The following is a 19,042-nucleotide window of genomic DNA, read 5'->3' on the forward strand; positions in this document are numbered from 1 at the left end:
CAGATGGGATCAGGCCAGATGGGATCAGGCCAGATGGAATCAGGTGAGTGTGGTGTCGGCGCTTGCGTCGTCCGCGAGCAGCTTGGCATCGCTGCCGTCGAAGCAGAGCTCGACCTTGTCGCCGAGGCCAAAACTCTCGCCGGTCAGTGGTGAGCGCACGATCGCGGCCGAGCCGTCGGCGAGCTTAACTTCGTATTTCGATTCCGAGCCGAGATAGATGGCTTCCGCGATCGTCCCCGACAGGCGGTTGGCGCCATTGGCAGCACTTTGGCCGGCTCTTCGGATCGCGAGCTTTTCGGGACGCAGCAGCATCACCGGACTGGCTTCTCCCGACAGCTTACGCGGTACCGTCACCGTCTCGCCGGCGATGCTCAGCGCGGTGCTGTTGCCATCGCTGCGCGCCTTGCCGCGCAGCACGGTGGAATCGCCGATGAAGCGGCCGACGAACAGCGTTGCCGGCTCGTCATAGAGCTGGCGGCCGGTGCCGACCTGCTCGATGCGCCCGCGGTTGAACACGGCGATGCGGTCCGACAGCACCAGCGCCTCTTCCTGATCGTGCGTGACATAGACGAAGGTGGTGCCGAGTTCGCGATGGATGCGCTTGATCTCGAGCTGAAGCCATTCGCGCAGCTTCTTGTCGAGCGCGCCGAGCGGCTCGTCCATCAGGAGCAGCGGCGGGTCGAAGACGATGGCGCGTGCCAACGCCACGCGCTGCTGCTGGCCGCCCGACAATTCGCTGGGATAGCGATGCGCGAAATCGCCCATCTTGACCATGTCGAGCGCCCTTGCCACGCGTGTCTGCCTCGTCGCCTGGTCGACGCCGCGAAGCGTCAGCGGATAGGCGACGTTGCGGCCGACGCTCATATGCGGGAACAGCGCGTAATGCTGGAAGACGACGCCGATGTTGCGCTTGTGCGCCGGCACGCCGACGACGCTTTTTTCCCCGACCAGAAGCTTGCCGCTGGTGACATCGGTGAAACCGGCAATCACGTTGAGCGTCGTCGTCTTGCCCGAGCCGCTGGGGCCGAGCAGCGTCATGAACTCGCCGGGCTCGATGCGCAGCGACACGCCGTCCAGCGCCTTGAAGCCGCCATAGGCCTTGCTGATCGCTTCGAGATCGATCGCCGCGCCCTTGCTTGTCGGCTTCGGATTCATTGGCGTCCTTTCCGCTCGCGGCCAAGAAGGAGCATGCCGCCGCCGATCAGGATCGTGGTCGCGAAAAGCAGGATCGTGCCGACAGCCGCCACCGTCGGATCGGCGTCGCGCGTGATCGAGGCAAAAATCTGCACCGGCAATGTCTTGAGATAGGCGTTCGTGATGAACAGCGACACGACAATCTCGTCGAACGAGGTGGCGAAAGCGAACAGCAGGCCTGAGAGCACGCCCGGCGCGATCAGCGGCAGCGTCACCGTGCGAAACGTGGTCAGTGCGCCGGCGCCCAGGCTCGCGGCGGCTGTCTCCAGCCGGCGGTCGAACACTTCGAGACTGGCCGAGACCGCGATCAGCACGAAGGGCAGCGCAAGGATGGTGTGGGCCAGCACGAAGCCGAGCAGCGTGCCGACGAGCTGCGTGTCGAGATAGACGGCATAGATGCCGATCGCCAGCACCACGCCCGGCACCACCATCGGCGTCAGCATCAGCATACGCAAAAGGTTCGCCGGCCGCGCCTTCATGCGGTCGAGGCCGAAGGCGGCAAGCGTGCCGAGCACCGTTGCCAGGACGGCAACGATGGAGGCGACTTTCAGCGAGTTCAGGAAGCTGTTCGACCAGTCCGGATTGGTGGCGAAATTCTGGTACCACTGCCAGGAAAAGCCTTGCGGCGGAAACGCCAGCGATTTGTTTTCGTTGAACGACATCGGCACCACGACCAGCGTCGGCGCCACCAGCCATATCGCCACCAGCAGGCAGACGAGCCCGAGAAGAACGCGGGTGAGCGGCTTCATCTCCATCAGCGCCGCCCCGCTTCCCGATGACTGGACCGCATCACAGGTGCTGCCAGCGCCAGCAGCACGAAGGTGGTGACCAGCAGAACGACGCCCATGGCGCCGCCCCTGCCCCATTGCAGCAGGCTGAGCACCTGCGTCTGCACCAGCGTCGACAGCATGGTCGAGCGCGGGCCGCCGAGCAAAGCAGGCGTGATGTAGAAGCCGAGCGACAGGATGAAGACGATGATCGCGCCGGCATAGACGCCGGGCAGCGACAGCGGCAGATAGACGGTGAAGAACGCGCGCGACGGCCGCGCACCGAGGCTTTGCGCCGCACGCATCAGCCTGAGGTCGATGCCTTGCATCACGGAATAGAGCGGCAGGATCATGAACGGCAACAGCACCTGCGCCATGCCGATGACCACGCCGGTCTGGGTGCGGATCAGCTTGACGCCGCCGAACCCGACCGAGCGCAGCAACGAATTGATGACGCCCGAATCCTGCAGCAGGATCACCCATGACAGCGTTCGCACCACACCACTCACCCAGAACGGGATCAGCACGCAAAGCACAAGCACCAGCCGGACGCGCGGCCCGACCGCGGTCATCAGATAGGCATAGGGATAGGCCGCGATGACGCAGACCAGCGTCACCCAGGCCGAAATGACGAAAGTCCGCTGCAGCACTGTCAGGTTGACCGGCGCGCCGAAGAACCAGGCATAGTTCTGCAGCCCCCACTCAGGTTCCGACAGGCTGCGCAGCACGATGGTGAGCAGCGGATACCCGATCACCGCGACGAGCAGGATGAGCGCCGGCGCCGTGAGCGCGAACGGCCGCCATGCCCGACCCGGCCGCGCATGGGCGGCGGGTTGGGCGATGGGTTCGGACGCGCTCACGGCCTGGCTCTCACTTGGCTGTTCAGTTGCCTGCCATCAGCGCCGACCACTTCTCCTGCGCCACCGGGAAGTTCTCGACCCAGAACTTGATGTTCTGCTTGTAACCCTGCTTCTGGCGCTCGGGCGTGTTGGTCAGGAAGGCGGCGACCGACGCATCGACCTTGGGCTGCGCGTCATTGTTGATCGGCGTATAGGAGGTCTGCTGCGCCAGGATCTCCTGCGCCCCCTTGCCGAGATAGGCATTGAGCAGCGCATAAGCCGCATCCGTATCCTTGACGCCGACCGGAATGGTCATCTGGTCCATCACCACCAGCCAGTCCTGCCAGGCCGGCGCATATTTGGCGCCGTTCTTCACCGCCGTCATGGCACGTCCGGTCCACATCATCAGCATGTCGGCTTCGCCAGATTCGGCAAGCTGCTGCGACTCAGCGCCGGTCTTCCAATAGATCGTGTCGGGACCGAGCTTGCGGATGACATCGATGGCCTTGTCGATGTCGGCCGCCGTCATCGCCTTCGGGTCGCCGCCAGACGCCTTCAACGCCTGCTCCAGCAGGCCGCCCGTCGGGTCGCCCGAACCGTCGAGCGCGCGCGTGCCGGGGAATTTTGCCGTGTCGAAGAAATCGGCCCAGTTCTTGGGCGGGTTATCCCCATACTTCTCCTTGTTGTACATCAGCACGACGCCGTAGTTCATGGCCGGCACCGAGCATTCGCCGACCTGGCCCTCGGGCACCTTGGAGACGTCAAGCTTGCTGAAATCAAGCTTCTGGAACAGCTTGCCGCAATAGACGTAAGGCGGCAGGTCGGCGGTGTCGACGACGTCCCAGGTGACGTTGCCGGATTCGACCTGCGCCTGCAGCTTGGCGATCTCTGTCGGCCCGTCATTGAGCAGCGTGGCGCCGGACTTTTCGACGAACTCCTTGAGCGCGGCGGCCTGGCCGTCCTGGTAGATGCCGCCATAGGAGACGAGCGTCAGCGTCTTGCCCTTGAGCGAGCCTTCCTTGACCTCACCCGCGACAGGCTTTTCCTGCGCGAACGCTGCGGTTGCCAGAACGCCGAGCGCCAGCACGGCGCCAAGGCCAAGATGTCTTGTTTTCAGCATGATTATTGTTCTCCCATTTGACCCGCATGGATTGAACCTACCTGGCTGCGAGCGGTTTCCAGGCCCTGTATTGATCGAGTTCGGCGCGCACCGAAGTCGGTGGCGCAATGATCCACATCACCTCGGCTCGGCCACTGCCGATGTTCTCTGAGCGATGTGCTGTCGATGTCGCGTATTCGATGCTGTCGCCCTCTTCCAGCACATGCCTGACATCGCCGAGCGAAACCTCGACGATGCCGCGCAGCACGACGAGCATCTCGTGCGCGTCGCCATGGGTGTAGAGCGCTGGGCCGGTCGAGCCGCCGATTTCGAACTCGCCGACATAGACTTCCATGTCGCTTAAAGGGGGACGCGAGAGCAGCATCTTGCGGCAGCCGTCGCTGGGCGGCAGGCTCGGCCGCTCGCTGCGCAGCAAGACCCCGCGCTGCCCGGCGGCACTATCCTCGAACAGCATCGCCACGCTCACCCCAAGCGCCGAGGCCATCTGGTTGAGCGAGGCGGTGCTGGCGCCGGTCAGGCCGCGCTCGAGCTGGCTGATGAAGCTGGCGCTGGTCCCGGTCAGCTCGGCGAGTTCGCGCAGCGAAAGCCGCCGGCCGAGACGCAGGCTCTTCAGCCGCTGGCCCAGCATCTGATGGGCATGCGTCGCCGTCGAGGCGACGCCATTCTTGACCGGAGCCTGGTCGGTGCTCATCCCGTCTTTTTCTCCCACTGAACAATTTGTACAGTGACACTGTACACGTGGCAAGCGCCGAGTAGGGACATTTAAGATGCCGGCCGAGGCCTAGTCTTCGCCCGACAGGTCGCGCCGCGCCTTGTCGAGTTCCTCGGCGTAGCGCCGTATCAGATGGCCCTCGGTCAAAAGCCCGACAACGGCCCGGTTGTCGAAATTCTCGACCACCGCCAGTTCCTCCGCGACGGCGCGCTGGATGGTTTCGGCGGTGGACTGGACGTTCATGGTCGGCACCAGCACCGCATGCCGGAATTTGGCCGGCGCCAGCACCGGCGTCTCACCATCGAACGGATCGCTGTGCAGTTCGGCGACGATCAGCACGCCGACATAATGCCGGCTGCTTGCGGCGCCATTCTGGCGCTGAGGCGCAGTCAGGCTTGCCGCCCCGCTTCAATTCCCCGCGAGCGTGTCGAGGTATATGAGCGATCGCTTACGCAATCGACGCAGCTGTGTTATTTTTGGCCGTCTCCATTTCCCTCAAGGAGGAGAAGATGAGTGCGCGGGGATTTTTTTCATTAGCTGTTGGCATGATTTTTTTGAGCTCGTCTGCGGTGAGCAATTCAAGCATGGATATGCCGGTTAGGTCTGTTGTGTCACACCCGATGTCTCTTTTTTTGGCGGGAGGCAATCCGGAAAACCAAAGCCGGCCGGCAAAGGAATTTATCCAGACTGCACAACAAGATGTTTGCTGTCCTGGCGGCTACCCTTGGTATCGCAATTCGACGAACACCTGCTACGGCAGCTATGAAGACTGCCACGATACCGATGGCGGCGGATGGTCCTGCAGACAGGTCAACGCCTGCTAGACTTTCTTGGGCCTACGCCTTCTTGACTGTGCCCGGTCCTCAGATCGGCTTCGGCTCGCCGGCCTCGTAGAGCATGAGGTTGCGCTCGCCTATGCCGAGCGATGCCCAGCTCGCCCGCCAATCGGCGATGTGAGGCGAGCGGAAATGCGCGTCGAGCGCGGCCCTGTCGCTCCACACCTCGATTACATGGATGAGCCCGGCGTCGAGCACGTCCTGCGCGTAGGAGTATTCGATGCAGCCGGGCTCCGCCCAGCTGCCCAGTATCATGCGCCGCATGGCCGGCCTTGCCTCGTCGAGCCGTTCCGCCGGCAAGCGAATGGTGCCGATGATCACCAGCATGATCTCTCTCCTCAAGGCCTCTGTCGTCCTGGCAACTAACCAGTCCTCCCACCCTCGCGCAAGCTTGACCGGTTAGGCTCGAAGGGCTGTCGCGTGCTCGGCAGGCTTGTGATTGGGGACGACATGGCAGTCAGCGAAAGCTTAGCGACAGGAACAGTGGCCAAGAACGGCCGCGATGTCTTCTTCGCCATCGGCATCGTCATCATCCTGGCCGTGCTGTTCCTCCCGATCCCGGCCTTCCTCATCGACATCGGCCTCGCCTTCTCGATCGCATTGTCGGTGCTGATCCTGATGGTGGCGCTGTGGATCCAGCGGCCGCTCGATTTCTCGTCCTTCCCGACCGTGCTGCTCATCGCCACCATGTTGCGGCTGTCGCTCAACATCGCCACCACGCGCATGATCCTGTCGCATGGCAATGAGGGCACGCACGCCGCCGGCTATGTCATCGCCGGCTTCTCCAAACTGGTGATGGCCAGCGATTTCGTCATCGGCCTGATCGTCTTCATGATCCTGATCGTAGTCAACTTCATCGTCATCACCAAGGGCGCCACCCGTATTGCCGAAGTCGGCGCCCGCTTTACCCTCGACGCTATCCCCGGCAAGCAGATGTCGATCGACGCCGACCTGTCCGCCGGCATGATCGACGACAAGACAGCGCAACTGCGCCGCAGAGAACTCGAGGAAGAATCGTCCTTCTTCGGCTCGATGGACGGCGCCTCGAAATTCGTGCGCGGCGATGCCATTGCCGGCCTCATCATCACCGCCATCAACATCGTCGGCGGCATCGCCATCGGCTACATCAGGCACGGCATGGGCATGGGCGAAGCCGCCGATGTCTTCATCAAGCTGTCGGTCGGCGACGGCCTGGTCACCCAGATCCCGGCGCTTATCGTTTCGCTCGCCGCCGGCCTGCTGGTGTCCAAGGGCGGCACGCGCGGCTCGACCAACCAGGCGGTGTTCGGCCAGCTCGGCGCGCATCCGCGCGCGCTCTATGTCGCGGCCTCGCTGCTCGTCCTGCTCGGCCTGATGCCCGGCCTGCCGTTCTTCCCGTTCTTCACGCTGGCTGCAGGCATGGCCGGTCTTGGCTACGTCATCCCGATGCGCGCCAACCGCGAGGCTGCCGCCGCCGAAGCGATCAAGGATCTGGAGAAGGCGAACAAAGTCGAGGAAGAGAAGAACTCGGTCAAGGCTTCGCTGACCACCGCCGAGATCGAGCTTCTGATCGGCAAGCAGCTGTCGACGCGGCTGCTGGTGTCGCATCAGGAACTGGTGTTCCGCATGGCCAAGATGCGCAAGAAATTTGCCACGCAATACGGCTTCGTCGTGCCGGAAGTGCGCGTCGCCGACGATTTCGGCATCCCGCCGAAAAGCTATCAGATCAAGGTCCACGGCACCGTCGTCGCCGAATACCAGATGCGCGTCGGCGAGATCATGGTGCTGCTGGGGAACCGGGATTTGCCCGACGTTCCCGGCGAGGAAATCCGCGAGCCGGCCTTCGGCATGCGCGCCTTCTCGGTGCTCGAAACCTTCGCCGAGGATCTGAAGCGCGAGAACTATACCTTTGCCGACAACATGTCGGTGCTGCTCACCCATTTGTCCGAGGTGATCCGCAACAACCTGCCGCAGCTTCTGTCCTACAAGGACATGAAGGCGCTGCTCGAGCGCCAGGATCCGGAATACCGCAAGCTCGCCGACGAGATCTGCACCTCGCACATCTCCTATCCCGGCCTGCAGGCGGTGCTGAAATTGCTGCTGGCCGAACGCGTATCGATCCGCAACCTGCATTTGATCATCGAGGCTATCGCCGAGATCGCGCCGCATGTGCGCCGCACCGAGCAGATCGTCGAGCATGTCCGCATCCGCATGGCCCAGCAGATCTGCGGCGATCTCTCCGAGGGCGGCATGCTCAAGGTGCTGCGCCTCGGCAACCGCTGGGACCTCGCCTTCCACCAGAGCCTCAAGCGCGACGCCAAGGGCGAGGTGCGCGAATTCGACATCGACCCGCGCCAGCTGGAGGAATTCGGCCAGGACGCGACCAAGGCGATCCGCAAGCATCTCGAGGCCGGCGAGCGTTTTGTCCTCGTCACCGCGCCCGATGCTCGCCCCTATGTGCGCATGATCATCGAGCGCCTGTTCACGACGCTTCCCGTTCTCTCCCATGTCGAAATCGCCAAGGGCGTCGAGATCAAGGTGCTCGGGACGATCTCGTGAACATACTGTCGCAAGGCGTCGTCATCGCCGCCTTCCTCGCCTTCTGTCGCATCGGCGCCTGCTTCATGCTGATGCCGGGCCTGTCCAGCGCCCGCGTGCCGGTCCAGGTCCGGCTGTTCGTGTCGATCGCCGCCACCGGTGGCCTGCTCGCCTTCCTGTGGGACAAGATCTTTCCCTTCGTCGATGCGCGTCCGCAGGTGCTGGCGCCGATGATCATCTCCGAACTTTTGGTCGGCGGGCTGATCGGCGCGATGACGAGGCTCTACATGGAGGCTCTGCGCTTCATGGGTTCGGCCATCGCCATGCTGATCGGCTATGGCGGCACCGGCGGCCCCGCCATCGAGGAGCCAGAACCGCAGGCGGCTCTCGCCGCCATCATCTCGTTTTCAGCGTTGCTGCTGCTCTTCGTCTTCGATTTCGACCACGAGATCATCCGCGCTCTGGTCGCCTCCTACACGGTGGCGCCGGTCAACGTCTTCTTCAATCCCCAGGCCGCCCTGGTCGATCTCACCGACACGGTGTCGGACGCCTTCTTCCTGGTCATCCGGCTCGGCAGCCCGTTCATCGCCTATGCCATTCTCGTCAATTTGACGATCGGCTTCGTCAACAAGCTGACGCCGCAGATCCCGGTCTATTTTATCTCGCTGCCTTTCGTCATCGCCGGCGGCATGATCATCTTCTACTTCGCCATCGGCACCATGCTGTCGCTGTTCGTCGACGGCTTTGTCGACCTGACGCTGGCGAGGTGAGATGAGCACGCGCAAGGAACGGCTGAAGAAACTGGTCAAGGTGCAGGAGCAGTTGAAGGCCCTGCACGAGACGCGCCATGCGGCCTTCCTGGCGGCAGCGGCAACCGCCGAAACCGAGGCCAGGGAACTTGTCCAGCATTTCGACGCCGACCAGTCGATGGCGGTGCTGTTCCCTGACCTCTACCATCGCCGCATCGCCAATGCGCTGGTCCGGCAGGAAGCGAGCCTGGAAAGCGCCAGGCAGGAGGTCACGCTCATCGCCACTGCGACGGCGCGCACCAACATGGTCGAGCGCGCCTACAAGGACGTGCGCCGACAGGACGAACGCGAACGCTCCGACCGCGACCGGCTCGATCTGATCGCGCAGAGGCGAGGCGGCGAGTAGCTGCGTTCCAGTAAATGCAAGCATTTCCGGCGGCCTGTCGACAGGCTGGCTTGCGCGCATTGGACGTTCCGCGGTTTACCGCGATCTTAAACGCGTCAGCTTCGAGCGAGATGACCTCTGCATCTGCGCAGCCCGATATCCTACGAATAGGCTTTGGTTAGTGGCCGCTTTTTGAAGAACCGCCGAAGATTGGACAACGTCCTTACAGCTGGTCTCTCCTCAAGCAGCAGATCAATAATCCCGTTGGCTGCGGCATCCGATCGAAAACGCTCTGCCCATTCTTCTGTCAGGCCATCGCGCTGGATCTGAATCGAAGAAGCCGGTCTCTCGGCTGGAGCTCCAACACCCATATGCTCAGCGACCGCTTCCAAAAAAGGTGTCGGATCCTCAAACATCTCCTCATAGACGACATGCTTGTGGGGCAGCCCAAGCATGTCGAGATATTTCGACCAGAACGAGTACCCATCTTCAAGAGAAATGCAGGCTCGGGAGATCTCCGCGAAATCGTAGGCGGCTTTCGCTCCCGTTCCCCTTGCTCTGTTGGTCCATTGCCTGGAAACACTGGCGCGATAGTACGAAATGGCCTGCCGGAGCCGGTCTCGCCGTTCAAGGAAAATCAACCCGATTTCGTGCTTCTTCAGCGTTTCAAACAGAAAGTCTTTCTCAAACTTTTCTCGCGTCTCACGCAGATGGCCAGGGAACAGCTTGATGGCGAAACGCCCGTTTTCTGACGATCCGGCCTTGAGGACGGCGCTTTCCAGCTCGTCATAGGAGCGGGCCACGAATTTGAGATGGTCTGGATCCAGCCATTCCCCGAAACACCCCATGGAACCTGTGGCGTTCGCCAGGCTTCCAAGCCATTCGGAGCCGCTTCTCGGTACGGTTAAAAGCGCAACGCCCTTCAAGAGTATCCCCTCCAACAGCAATGGGTTTATAACGGCGCTCCTCGCAGAACAAATCTCAATTTGCCGTTAGGCAAAGCCGAACGCCCGAAAAACAGTCGCCCGCCGGCGAGCAAAGCGAACCGGCGCGCTCCTGTTCACCGGAAAGTTGCCGCAAGAAGGCGCCCGCGCCAAACTGCGGCTTGACCCGAACCTGCAAATCGCAACTGCTGATGTCGGGTGGGGGGCATACGGATGAAGGACATTTCAGTGATCATCCCTGCACACAATGCAGGGCGTTCGATCGCTTCGACGATCCGGTCGCTGGCTTCGGAAGCCGACCTCATCGAGGAAATCCTGATCGTCGACGACGGATCGACGGACGGCACCGCTGAAATCGCCGAGCAGACCGGCCGGCAAAGCGGGCTTCCGGTGTTGGTCAAACGGGTGGCCCGATTTCAGGCGGGCGCCGCCCGCAATGTCGGCATAAAGACAGCCGTCTCGCCATGGCTCTACTTCATCGACGCCGACGACATCCATATGAAGGATGGGCTGCGCAACTTGCTGCGCAAGGGGACCGAGCACGGGAGCACCGGAATAGTGGTCGGCTCCTATATCAGGCGCACAGATGGCGTTGACCGGCTCATCGACGCGCCAGCCGGATATGGTCCATCAAAGCTCGAAAACGCAGGCAATTATCTCATTGACAAATGCGAGACGATCAACGTCGGCGCTGCCCTGATCAGAAGCCTGGCGATCGGCACAGTCCGCTTTCCCGAAGGCGTCGCCTACGAGGAGGACACACTGTTCTGGGCAAGGCTGTTGACCCAGGCCGGCGTCGACAAGGTGCCCAACCCGGTGCTGACCTACCAAATATCGACTGCACGGGCCGACAATCGGCTTTTGGTCCAGCCCGCTACGCAGTTTTTCATTTGGCGCAAGGCATTGCGCGAGCTTGGCACTGTTCGGATCGACGAGGATACATTGCGCAGGCGGGAAGCTCTTCTGGCCATCAAGATTGCCCGCGTCCATTACCTCCACGGCAGTTTCCGCACAGCCGAACGATTTCTCATGATCGCCAGGCCTATGCCGAAGACCGCAAGGACGCAATGGCGGTTCTGGCGGTATCGGCTCAAGCTATGGCTCAATCGGTCGACGAGAACGCCTGAAGGGCCAGGTGGGTCGCACAAAGAGTCGCCGGATCTTCGAACGTAATCGGGCCGGCTTTCTTCAGGAGCGTGATGAACAGGTCGAAATTCTCAGCGGTTGTGGGCAGGCTATCGTGGGTGAGGATAACGCAATCCCGCTTCGCTCGAACTTCGCGAAGCGCGCTCCTGATCCACCCCTTCGGCTGGCGGTGAGGATCCCAATCGTTTGGATCCACATCCCACAGAAGGGTGCGATGCCCGAGTTCATCCGCAATCTCTGAAACGACCCGGCTCAAAGCCCCGAAAGGCGGACGAAAAATCTTCCCTCCCGGCGTGAATGCGGAAATCAGACTACCGGTGCTCTCGATCTCCTGGCGAACTTCCGCTGGTTTAAGCTCGGTCAGACGGCGATGCGAAAACGTATGGTTTCCAATCCGGTGTCCCGCATCGAAGACGCGCTGGACGATGGCCGGATGAGCGGCCACCTTTTCTCCAATCACGAAGAACGTAGCCTTGATCCGATGAAGGTCGAGCACCTTCAAGATCTGCTCGGTATGACCGGGCTCCGGACCATCGTCGAGCGTAAGCCAGACGCGCTTCGGCAATTTCCCGGCGTCACGCTTCCGGGCGTCAAACGGTGATGAGAAGCGTGGGATTTTCATCTTGCCGGCCATGCACCCCGAAATAGTCAGGCTTCTGTTCCAATGCCCAGCCGCTGAAAGCAACTGCCTCGGCTCGGCGCATGTGGCCGTGTCTACCAAAGCTCTCCGACAAACAGGCGCGCCGCTTCCTCGTGCCCATCGGATAAGGAGGGGTCGCCGCCGAAAGCTTTGGCATGTGACGACCATGCTGCTTGCTGGCCCGGTGCTCGTGCCATGGCGATGGCTTCGACGAGCGCCCGAAAAGAGTACGCGCCGGCGATGACGACGCCGGCATCGGCCTTTTCGACCAAGGGAGCAAACCCGCACGTATCGGTGGTGATCACCGGAAGTGCATTGGCAAGGGCTTCGACGATGACCGTTCCCGTGGTTTCGATTCGGGCAGGATGAATGAGAAGATCCGCCGCAGCCATAACAGCCGGTATGTCGTCTCGGATTCCAATGATCTTTGTTCGGCCCCGGGCGTGTATTGTCACCTTCTGGATCAGGCGGCTGCCCATGCCGCTGACAGGCACGACGCCCACCACCACCCAGACCGAGTCGGGAAATGCCTCCAGCGCGGCCGCCACCCTGTCGAAGCCCTTTACCCAAGCCGAGGAGCCGATCGACAGCCATACCTTGCTGTTTGGCGCAATGCCCAATTCAGCCCGGATGCGTTCGCGCGTTCCGTCGGTGCGTAGATGCGGCATGCGCCTCGCCGGATCGAGATTGGGCGAAATGCGTCGAAACCGACTCTCCGGCGTTTTCCAGACGCTCTGATACTCATTTTGCTGGCGCTCGGTCAGCATGATGAGGCTGGTGCGCGAACTTGGCGAAAAGCAAAGCTGCTCCAGCCGCATCTGGGTTCGGTGGCGTGGTGAAAAAGGGCGCCACGCGCCTGTCTTGATCTTCGCGTAAGAGCGATCGCCGGAATAATAGATGTCGAGCATCGGAAGCTTGTTGAAACCGATGATCCGGTCAAACCCCTGGCGATGCGCCTTCAGCGCGGCGCCAAGCGCGATATCCCTTCCGGGATTGGTGCGATTGTTGGCTTCTACAATCTGGATCGAACAGCCGGGGTCTGCGATCGACCCGCGTATTTCCGTGGTCAGGATCGTAACCTCATGCCCCGCCGCCACGATATTCCTGGCGATAGAGAGGCAATCCCTTTGCAGCCCGCCGAAAGTCGACAGGTTGCTGATCGCTATCCCGAAGCGCATTCACCAGCCCTCGGAACGGAAGTAATCCCGGCAAAACACTATATTTGGCCCCCACAGTCGAAACGCTTTGAAAACAAGGAATGCGACAAAAACAAGAATGTAGCGTTCACGCTTTGGTGAAAAAACCTCGGAGTTTTCGAGCCTTGTGAGGGGCTCCGGTATGCAATGGTGGATCGCGACCAACTGCGTGAAACACGTTGGATTATAGGTACGCTATCGGCGTGTTCACTGTTGCATCGATGTCCAGTTCGGATTTCGATGTCTGCGCAGTGTCCGGATCGACCATCGACCTTGCCAACGCTGCCAGATTGGATCGCACCTGTTCCGCGCCGTAAAGTTGGCGTGCCCGTTCCTCCGCTGCAGCGCCGATGCTGGCCGACCTTTCATCGCTGCTCATCAACTCGACCATCGCTTCGGCAAAGGCCCCTTCCTCATTGGCAAGGACCACTTCCTTGCCATCGATGAAACCGAGCCCTTCCGCTCCGATGGAAGTTGAAACGACCGGTCGGCCGTACAGCGCAGCCTCAATGATCTTGATCCGTGTGCCGCCGCCACGCTTGACCGGACAGACAACAACCCTTGCCCTCGCATAGGCAGATGAAAGATCCGTGACGAATCCTAGCGTCTCTACCCCTGGGCCGGCGTCATCTATTCCAAGTTCGCGGCCGCCATCACCGGCGATGAGGAGCCGCGCTCGCGGCAGCCGTGCCCGGACCAGCGGAAAAACCTTTCCAACAAGCCAGAGGATAGCCTCGGCATTCGGTGGATATCGGGTGTAGCCGACAAAAAGAGCCGTTGGCTCGGAAGGCATCGGGGAACGGCCGGTCATCACGGCAGCATTGGGTGCGACTTCGATGCGGGCGCCCGGCGAAAGCTCTTCGACGATTTTGCGATCATGCTCGGAACACACGAGGCCCACCGTCGCAAACCCCGCGACGAGTCTTTCTGTCCGGCGCGCGACCGCGGACACCAGGCTCAGTTTAAGGCGTTTCGCGGGAGAGCGCTCCATCTGGCGAGACCTGCCAAGGGCGACATGTTCGAGGTCATCGAAGTCGACCAGCACCGGAGGCAAATCCATCACCGTGCGGATCAGAGCCGCTGTCGACGCCAATCGATGCGCCAGGATGAGGTCGGGCTTCAATTCGCGGATCGCCCGCTCAAGCCGGGAAACTTCCGCCATACGGCTGGACCGCATCGTGACCCGGCCCTCCGTGAAACTGACTGCGCCGCGCGTCGCGGCGATCACGTCGCGGATGCCAAGATCGCGCGGCCAGCGCCGGAACCAAGACGGCAGAGCGGGCGGTGAAATCAGTATGATCCGCCCGGCAACAGACCATGACCGCCGAAAATCCTCGACGGATTGACGTTGCCGGTCTTCGTTTTCGGACCAGTGCAACGGCCACATGAAAACGAAATCGACGGAACCGACACTACCCAGCGCATCGGCGTGACGCCGGAGCCTCTGGAAGACGCCATGGACCATCTGGTCCGGCAGGTGGGGAAAATACTCCGACACGATCAGGGTTTTGATTGATTGCGTCACTTCGAATTTGCCCGGTTGCGGAACTGAGGTTTACGGGCTCTTTGCCGAGTAAAGGCGACGCTTGTCCCTGCCGTCCAGCCACCCTGTGAAGCGCCACCATGAAAGGCGATTGTCTCGTAAAGATGGCGCTGGGAGCGGTCCCCCGTTTCCGACGCCGTTGCAACGTGGTTTCGCAGCAGGCGGAGAAAGCGCTGTGGTCCGTAGGCAGGCGCTGCGACTTGCAAAGCGGCGCGAGGAGTGACAAGCCTGCCGGTGAACCTGCTGTCCAGGGCCTGCAAGGCGCAACAGCGCGTCGTGGCACCGGCTTTCAACGCAAGAGCCCTTATGTCAGAGCGAGCCTGCACGGTCATCATTCCAACCTACAATCGCCTGCCTTATCTGCTGAAGGCGGTCGCCTCGGTTACGGCTCAGACGTTCGGGGACTGGGAGCTGCTCATTGTCGACGACGGAAGCACGGACGACACCTTGGCCGCTATCACTGCGCTCTCTCTGGCCGAGCCACGTCTGCGCATTCTGCGAAACCCCGGCACGAGCGGACCGGCCGGCGCGCGCAACGCCGCGATTCGCGAGGCGCGCGGACGGTATATCGCGTTTCTGGACAGCGATGATCGGTGGGACGACGACAAGCTGGCGCAATTCATTGCGGCGGCCAACACCCGGCCCGACGCGATCCTGATTGGCAGCGACTATCGCATGGTCGACGAGCTTGCCGACACGTCCATGACCGCCTGCGACATGATCTTCGGTACCATGATGCCGTGGTGGGAAACCTATGATCGGACCGCATCTCTTCTGCCATGCCGGGAACTCAAGGCGGACCGTTCTCTGCTGGCCCGCTCTGATGTCGTGCTGACCACGACCATCGCCGGATACCTTTGGATTCACACCTCCTCGACGATGGTTCGGCGCGACGCGATACTGGCGGCGGGAGGGTTCGATGAAAGCCTCGCCCGCACCGAGGACATCGACCTTTGGCTGCGGCTCAACACGCGCGGACCCTTCGTCTATATCGACCGGCAATTGGCGACCTATGACGTCACTGGGCGCGATACGGCAGAAGGCGAACGCTACCAGACGCATTCAGAATCACGACATCACGACGAATACACGGAGTGGAAGCACCATCTCGCGCTCATGCTGCGCATTCGAAAACAATACCGACTTTCTCCAGCGCTTAACGCTCTGATGGAAGACCGGCTCGACTATTTTGACAAAAATTGTGCCAGGGCCGCCTGGCGGACAGGCCGGAAAACCCTCTGGCTCAAGCACTGGATTTCGAGCCTGCGGCGGGCGATCGGGCTTGTGCGTTCCGATAGGTGAGAACGCGCGGAAATGGCTGCGGCAGGCCTGAGCCATCGAGCGGGATGTCAAGTGCCCTAAGGACTGCGGGCAAGCGTGCGCTGCGTGAGAAGCTGGTCGCCACGGTCTGCGCGGCAGCCTGACCAAGACGGCTCACCGTCGCTGCTTCGGCGTCCAGAAATTCCTTCAGCTTTTCGCCCAACAAGCTCGCCGTCGATATGTCGGACACAAAGCCGTTACTGCCGTCTTTGATCAGCTCCAGCGCGCTCGCCATGGGATGGGCGACACAGGGTAGGCCTGTGGCCATCGCCTCGAGCAGGCTGAGGGAAAAACCCTCGACTGAGCTGGCCAGGACGAAGAGGTCAAGCGCATGGTAGATCGCACGCGGATCGTTTTGCCAGCCGAGCAATTTGATCCGGTCAGCAGCTCCGGACGAGCGCACTTTGTTTTCCACTTCGGAGCGAAACCAGCCATCCCCGGCGATGATCAGAGCGACGTTGGCGGCGGGCCGACTCGCGCGAAGAGCCGAGAAAGCATCAATCAGCACGTCGATATTTTTTTCCGGCCCGAACCGGCCGACATAGCCGATCGTCCGCACATCGTTTGACAGTCCAAGCCGTTCGCGCGCTTGGCGCCTTTCATTGGCAGTCGGAGGTGCGAAGTTGGGGTCTACCCAATTGGCACAGACACGGACCTTATGGGGAGCCATGTCAAACTCTTTCGTCGCGATCTCTGACAATTCGCTCGACACGCCGATGGCGCGTTGGACGCAGGCATTCATGACCGCGCCATATCTGCGCTTCGAAAACATGGATCGCCACGCGGCCTCGCGCGGCCTGTGTTCGATGGTGTAAATTCGCCGGCCCGCGGCCTTGGCCATGAGCAACTCGACGACAGGCGTTTCCGCGAAAGCCCCCCGGCAGAAAATGATGTCATGGCCGGGATGCCTGACCAGCACAGACCCCCAAAGGATGTATCTTGAGACCGGGAACCGTCTCGGTTTGACGATGAGCCTTTGATAAGAAAGGCCCTCGACAAGCTCTACATCGATTGTCTCAGGGGGAAGAAGGTCGGAAAAATAGTCGGTGTTGACTGAAATGATCTTGACGGGAAACCCAAGCGAAGCGGCGGTGTGGGCCACGTCGGCGGTATGGATATGAAGACCGCCAGGATCCCCGCTCCCGCCGACAAACAAGAGGCGTCTTCTTTTCACTTTGGGATCTCACTGAATCCGCCACTCTGGCGGTGATAAACCGCACAACGGGTGCGGTAAAGGATTGGGCCGGGATTACAAGTGGGATAGCCGCCTCGTCGAACAGGCTTCGGTAAGCAGGCCTTCACCGTCGGGGTCATTGAAGACCACCCGTGTGGACGGCCGCTATTGGCTCGTAGCAGACGAGCTGACAGCATTCCGCCTCCCCTCTCCCTCGCAAGCCTGCCACAAGCTTGTTGCGGCATGGTCGCTCAGGAAACCCGGCAAAGAGGCGGACTTTCTTGGCGATTTCTCCACCCAGTGACATCGTTCTCGATGTTGCCCGAGCCGTCGACCCGGCGCATATCGAGGCTGCCCGTGCCGCGCTGGCCAAGCGGGCCAACGGCGTTGGCGGTAATTTTTCTGTCAACATGGCTGCTTCGGTCGATGCCGGCTCGATCCTGTCGCGCGCTACCGCTGACAAGGCCGCCGCAAATGCCGATCCCGCCAGCAAGTTCAAGAAGTTCGAGGCGATGGTCTTGCAGACCTTCATCCAAAACATGCTGCCCAAGGACACCGAGGGCGTCTACGGCAAGGGGCTGGCCGGCGACATGTGGAAATCGCAGCTTGCCGAGCGTGTCGCCGACGTCATGGCCGAGCGCGGCGGGATCGGCATCGCCAAATCGCTGCTCGCCGACCACTACAAGGACGGCAAGCGCACCGTGCCGATCGGCCCGGTGTCAACCGGGCCGCACAAGACCGAGATCGACCAGCAGACCCGGCTGTCCACCTCGCTGGTCGAGGAATTGCAGCGCAAGGCCGCACGGTCGATGACCGGCGACGAGACGACCATCAAAACCGAAATCAAGATCTAGACCAGGATTTTCAATGGCCGATTTTTCAAAATACTCTTCCAACCTGCCGGCGCGTACGTCCGAAGCGCCGATCCCGTTTGCACGGCCGGGCAACCTTGCCGCCATCATCGGCCGCATCGAGGAAGCGGTCGAGGAAGAGACGGCCGGTTTGAAGAACGACACCAGCTATGACCTCAAGGCCTCCAACGCCCGCAAGAGCCGCTACCTCTATGAGCTGACCCGCGCCATGAAGGGCGCCAACGAGATCGAATTCCTGGAACAGCATCGCGACAGTCTGGCGCGGCTGCGCCAGAAGCTCGCGAAAAACGAGGCTGCAATCCTCGCCCACCTCAACGCGGTCAACGAAGTCGCCACGCTGTTGAAGAACGCCATTCAGCGCGCCGAAGCCGACGGCACCTATTCGGCCGGCGAATTCGGTTGGGCGAGCTGATGATCTCGGCACCAGGCGGGAACAACCGGTGATCAAATTCATCGCCGCCGCGATCTGGATCTGCGCCGCCACGCTGGGCGCCGTGTTCTATTCGTTCCAGGCGGCCGGTGAGCGCGGCGTCGGCGAGACGCCGAAACCGATGCTGGGTGGCCTCGACTACGTCAAGACCGACATCATCTCGGTGCCGCTGATCCGCGATTCCAAGATCGACGGCTATTTCCTCACCAAGCTCGTCTACACGGTCGAGCCGGCCGAGATAAAGAAGATGTCGATTCCGGCCGAAGCCCTGATGACCGATCAGGTCTATTCCTATCTCTACTCCAATCCTCAGATCGACTTCACCAAGAAGGAAACCATCGATCTCGATGCCTTCCGCAAGGCCATACGCGACACCGTCAACGCGCGCGTCGGCGCCGACCTGGTGCATGAAGTGCTGATCGACCAGGTCAACTTCCTGACCAAGGACGAAATCCGCGACAACGCCATGCGCCGCCGCAAGGATCCGGCCACGCCGACCGAACCGGCCCCGGCGGAATCGGCCCAGGCCGAGGCAGCGAAGTCCGCTGCTGAACACTAACCTTCATCGCAGGGTGAATGTCTCTGCCGCATTCCTTCCGACTGAAACGAGATGACGCATCGCGCGTTGACGTTTACGTCAACTCGAAGCTATATGCGC

Annotated in this window: 22 protein-coding genes; 10 read left to right on the forward strand and 12 right to left on the reverse strand. The window is 61.5% G+C overall.

Annotated features, from left to right (window positions below):
* Positions 1-39: 39 nt before the first annotated feature.
* From NKI05_RS02595 to NKI05_RS02620, 6 genes are all read right to left on the reverse strand, one after another.
* On the reverse strand, positions 40-1,155 hold the full coding sequence (locus tag NKI05_RS02595) for an ABC transporter ATP-binding protein (protein ID WP_023686365.1): 1,116 nt from the start codon (positions 1,153-1,155) through the stop codon (positions 40-42).
* Complete coding sequence (locus NKI05_RS02600) at positions 1,152-1,949, reverse strand: ABC transporter permease (RefSeq protein WP_023691734.1); 798 nt, start codon at positions 1,947-1,949, stop codon at positions 1,152-1,154. The genes NKI05_RS02595 and NKI05_RS02600 overlap by 4 nt, the downstream gene beginning before the upstream one ends.
* Positions 1,949-2,821 carry an ABC transporter permease gene (locus NKI05_RS02605; protein ID WP_023691735.1) on the reverse strand — a complete coding sequence of 291 codons (873 nt, stop codon included), beginning with the start codon at positions 2,819-2,821 and terminating at the stop codon, positions 1,949-1,951. The genes NKI05_RS02600 and NKI05_RS02605 overlap by 1 nt, the downstream gene beginning before the upstream one ends.
* Before the next feature lie 22 nt (positions 2,822-2,843).
* Complete coding sequence (locus tag NKI05_RS02610) at positions 2,844-3,920, reverse strand: extracellular solute-binding protein (protein WP_023728389.1); 1,077 nt, start codon at positions 3,918-3,920, stop codon at positions 2,844-2,846.
* Between the two features lie 37 nt (positions 3,921-3,957).
* On the reverse strand, positions 3,958-4,611 hold the full coding sequence (locus NKI05_RS02615) for a helix-turn-helix domain-containing protein (RefSeq protein WP_027049833.1): 654 nt from the start codon (positions 4,609-4,611) through the stop codon (positions 3,958-3,960).
* A 90-nt stretch (positions 4,612-4,701) separates the two neighbouring features.
* On the reverse strand, positions 4,702-4,971 hold the full coding sequence (locus NKI05_RS02620) for a hypothetical protein (protein WP_023740977.1): 270 nt from the start codon (positions 4,969-4,971) through the stop codon (positions 4,702-4,704).
* Positions 4,972-5,141: 170 nt separating this feature from the next.
* On the opposite strand from NKI05_RS02620, the gene NKI05_RS02625 reads away from it, so the two are divergent.
* Complete coding sequence (locus tag NKI05_RS02625) at positions 5,142-5,456, forward strand: hypothetical protein (protein WP_155921527.1); 315 nt, start codon at positions 5,142-5,144, stop codon at positions 5,454-5,456.
* A gap of 39 nt (positions 5,457-5,495) precedes the next feature.
* On the opposite strand, the gene NKI05_RS02630 is transcribed toward NKI05_RS02625, so the two are convergent.
* Positions 5,496-5,795, reverse strand: coding sequence for a putative quinol monooxygenase (locus tag NKI05_RS02630; protein WP_023691739.1), 300 nt, complete (start codon positions 5,793-5,795; stop codon positions 5,496-5,498).
* Between the two features lie 123 nt (positions 5,796-5,918).
* On the opposite strand from NKI05_RS02630, the gene flhA reads away from it, so the two are divergent.
* Genes flhA through NKI05_RS02645 form a run of 3 tightly spaced genes read left to right on the forward strand, consistent with a single transcriptional unit; the run spans position 5,919 to position 9,140 of the window.
* Positions 5,919-8,006 (forward strand): flagellar biosynthesis protein FlhA, encoded by a 2,088-nt coding sequence (flhA, locus tag NKI05_RS02635; protein WP_023671908.1) that lies wholly within the window; start codon positions 5,919-5,921, stop codon positions 8,004-8,006.
* Complete coding sequence (gene fliR, locus NKI05_RS02640) at positions 8,003-8,755, forward strand: flagellar biosynthetic protein FliR (RefSeq protein ID WP_023691740.1); 753 nt, start codon at positions 8,003-8,005, stop codon at positions 8,753-8,755. The genes flhA and fliR overlap by 4 nt, the downstream gene beginning before the upstream one ends.
* Before the next feature lies 1 nt (position 8,756).
* On the forward strand, positions 8,757-9,140 hold the full coding sequence (locus tag NKI05_RS02645) for a hypothetical protein (protein ID WP_023814598.1): 384 nt from the start codon (positions 8,757-8,759) through the stop codon (positions 9,138-9,140).
* A gap of 140 nt (positions 9,141-9,280) precedes the next feature.
* On the opposite strand, the gene NKI05_RS02650 is transcribed toward NKI05_RS02645, so the two are convergent.
* A complete protein-coding gene (locus NKI05_RS02650; protein ID WP_023814599.1) occupies positions 9,281-10,045 on the reverse strand; it encodes a Stf0 family sulfotransferase in 765 nt (254 codons plus the stop codon).
* Positions 10,046-10,276: 231 nt separating this feature from the next.
* On the opposite strand from NKI05_RS02650, the gene NKI05_RS02655 reads away from it, so the two are divergent.
* Positions 10,277-11,236, forward strand: coding sequence for a glycosyltransferase family 2 protein (locus NKI05_RS02655; protein WP_023814600.1), 960 nt, complete (start codon positions 10,277-10,279; stop codon positions 11,234-11,236).
* Here the strand turns inward: NKI05_RS02655 and NKI05_RS02660 are convergent.
* The gene (locus tag NKI05_RS02660; RefSeq protein WP_023804733.1) at positions 11,166-11,843 is read right to left on the reverse strand and encodes a polysaccharide deacetylase family protein; all 678 of its coding nucleotides are present in this window, start codon (positions 11,841-11,843) and stop codon (positions 11,166-11,168) included. The genes NKI05_RS02655 and NKI05_RS02660 overlap by 71 nt on opposite strands.
* An 80-nt stretch (positions 11,844-11,923) precedes the next feature.
* Positions 11,924-12,757 (reverse strand): glycosyltransferase family 4 protein, encoded by an 834-nt coding sequence (locus tag NKI05_RS02665; RefSeq protein ID WP_198031610.1) that lies wholly within the window; start codon positions 12,755-12,757, stop codon positions 11,924-11,926.
* 42 nt (positions 12,758-12,799) lie between these two features.
* Between NKI05_RS02665 and NKI05_RS02670 the strand changes: the two genes are divergently transcribed.
* Positions 12,800-13,147, forward strand: coding sequence for a hypothetical protein (locus NKI05_RS02670; protein WP_198028933.1), 348 nt, complete (start codon positions 12,800-12,802; stop codon positions 13,145-13,147).
* 82 nt (positions 13,148-13,229) lie between these two features.
* On the opposite strand, the gene NKI05_RS02675 is transcribed toward NKI05_RS02670, so the two are convergent.
* Complete coding sequence (locus NKI05_RS02675) at positions 13,230-14,570, reverse strand: glycosyltransferase (RefSeq protein ID WP_023814602.1); 1,341 nt, start codon at positions 14,568-14,570, stop codon at positions 13,230-13,232.
* A gap of 237 nt (positions 14,571-14,807) precedes the next feature.
* On the opposite strand from NKI05_RS02675, the gene NKI05_RS02680 reads away from it, so the two are divergent.
* Positions 14,808-15,890, forward strand: coding sequence for a glycosyltransferase (locus NKI05_RS02680; RefSeq protein ID WP_023814603.1), 1,083 nt, complete (start codon positions 14,808-14,810; stop codon positions 15,888-15,890).
* Here the strand turns inward: NKI05_RS02680 and NKI05_RS02685 are convergent.
* The gene (locus NKI05_RS02685; RefSeq protein WP_081727269.1) at positions 15,832-17,082 is read right to left on the reverse strand and encodes a glycosyltransferase family 4 protein; all 1,251 of its coding nucleotides are present in this window, start codon (positions 17,080-17,082) and stop codon (positions 15,832-15,834) included. The genes NKI05_RS02680 and NKI05_RS02685 overlap by 59 nt on opposite strands.
* Positions 17,083-17,363: 281 nt before the next feature.
* Here NKI05_RS02685 and NKI05_RS02690 point away from each other — a divergent pair, with 281 nt between their 5' ends.
* From NKI05_RS02690 to NKI05_RS02700, 3 genes are read left to right on the forward strand one after another with little or no spacing between them, the layout of a single operon-like run.
* Positions 17,364-17,936, forward strand: a complete 573-nt coding sequence (locus tag NKI05_RS02690) for a rod-binding protein (RefSeq protein ID WP_023686383.1) — start codon at positions 17,364-17,366, stop codon at positions 17,934-17,936.
* Between the two features lie 13 nt (positions 17,937-17,949).
* The gene (locus NKI05_RS02695; RefSeq protein WP_023671919.1) at positions 17,950-18,366 is read left to right on the forward strand and encodes a hypothetical protein; all 417 of its coding nucleotides are present in this window, start codon (positions 17,950-17,952) and stop codon (positions 18,364-18,366) included.
* A gap of 28 nt (positions 18,367-18,394) precedes the next feature.
* Positions 18,395-18,943 (forward strand): hypothetical protein, encoded by a 549-nt coding sequence (locus NKI05_RS02700; RefSeq protein ID WP_023714023.1) that lies wholly within the window; start codon positions 18,395-18,397, stop codon positions 18,941-18,943.
* The last annotated feature ends 99 nt before the right edge of the window (positions 18,944-19,042 follow it).

Source organism: Mesorhizobium sp. M0771 (assembly GCF_040320155.1).
Lineage (GTDB): Bacteria > Pseudomonadota > Alphaproteobacteria > Rhizobiales > Rhizobiaceae > Mesorhizobium.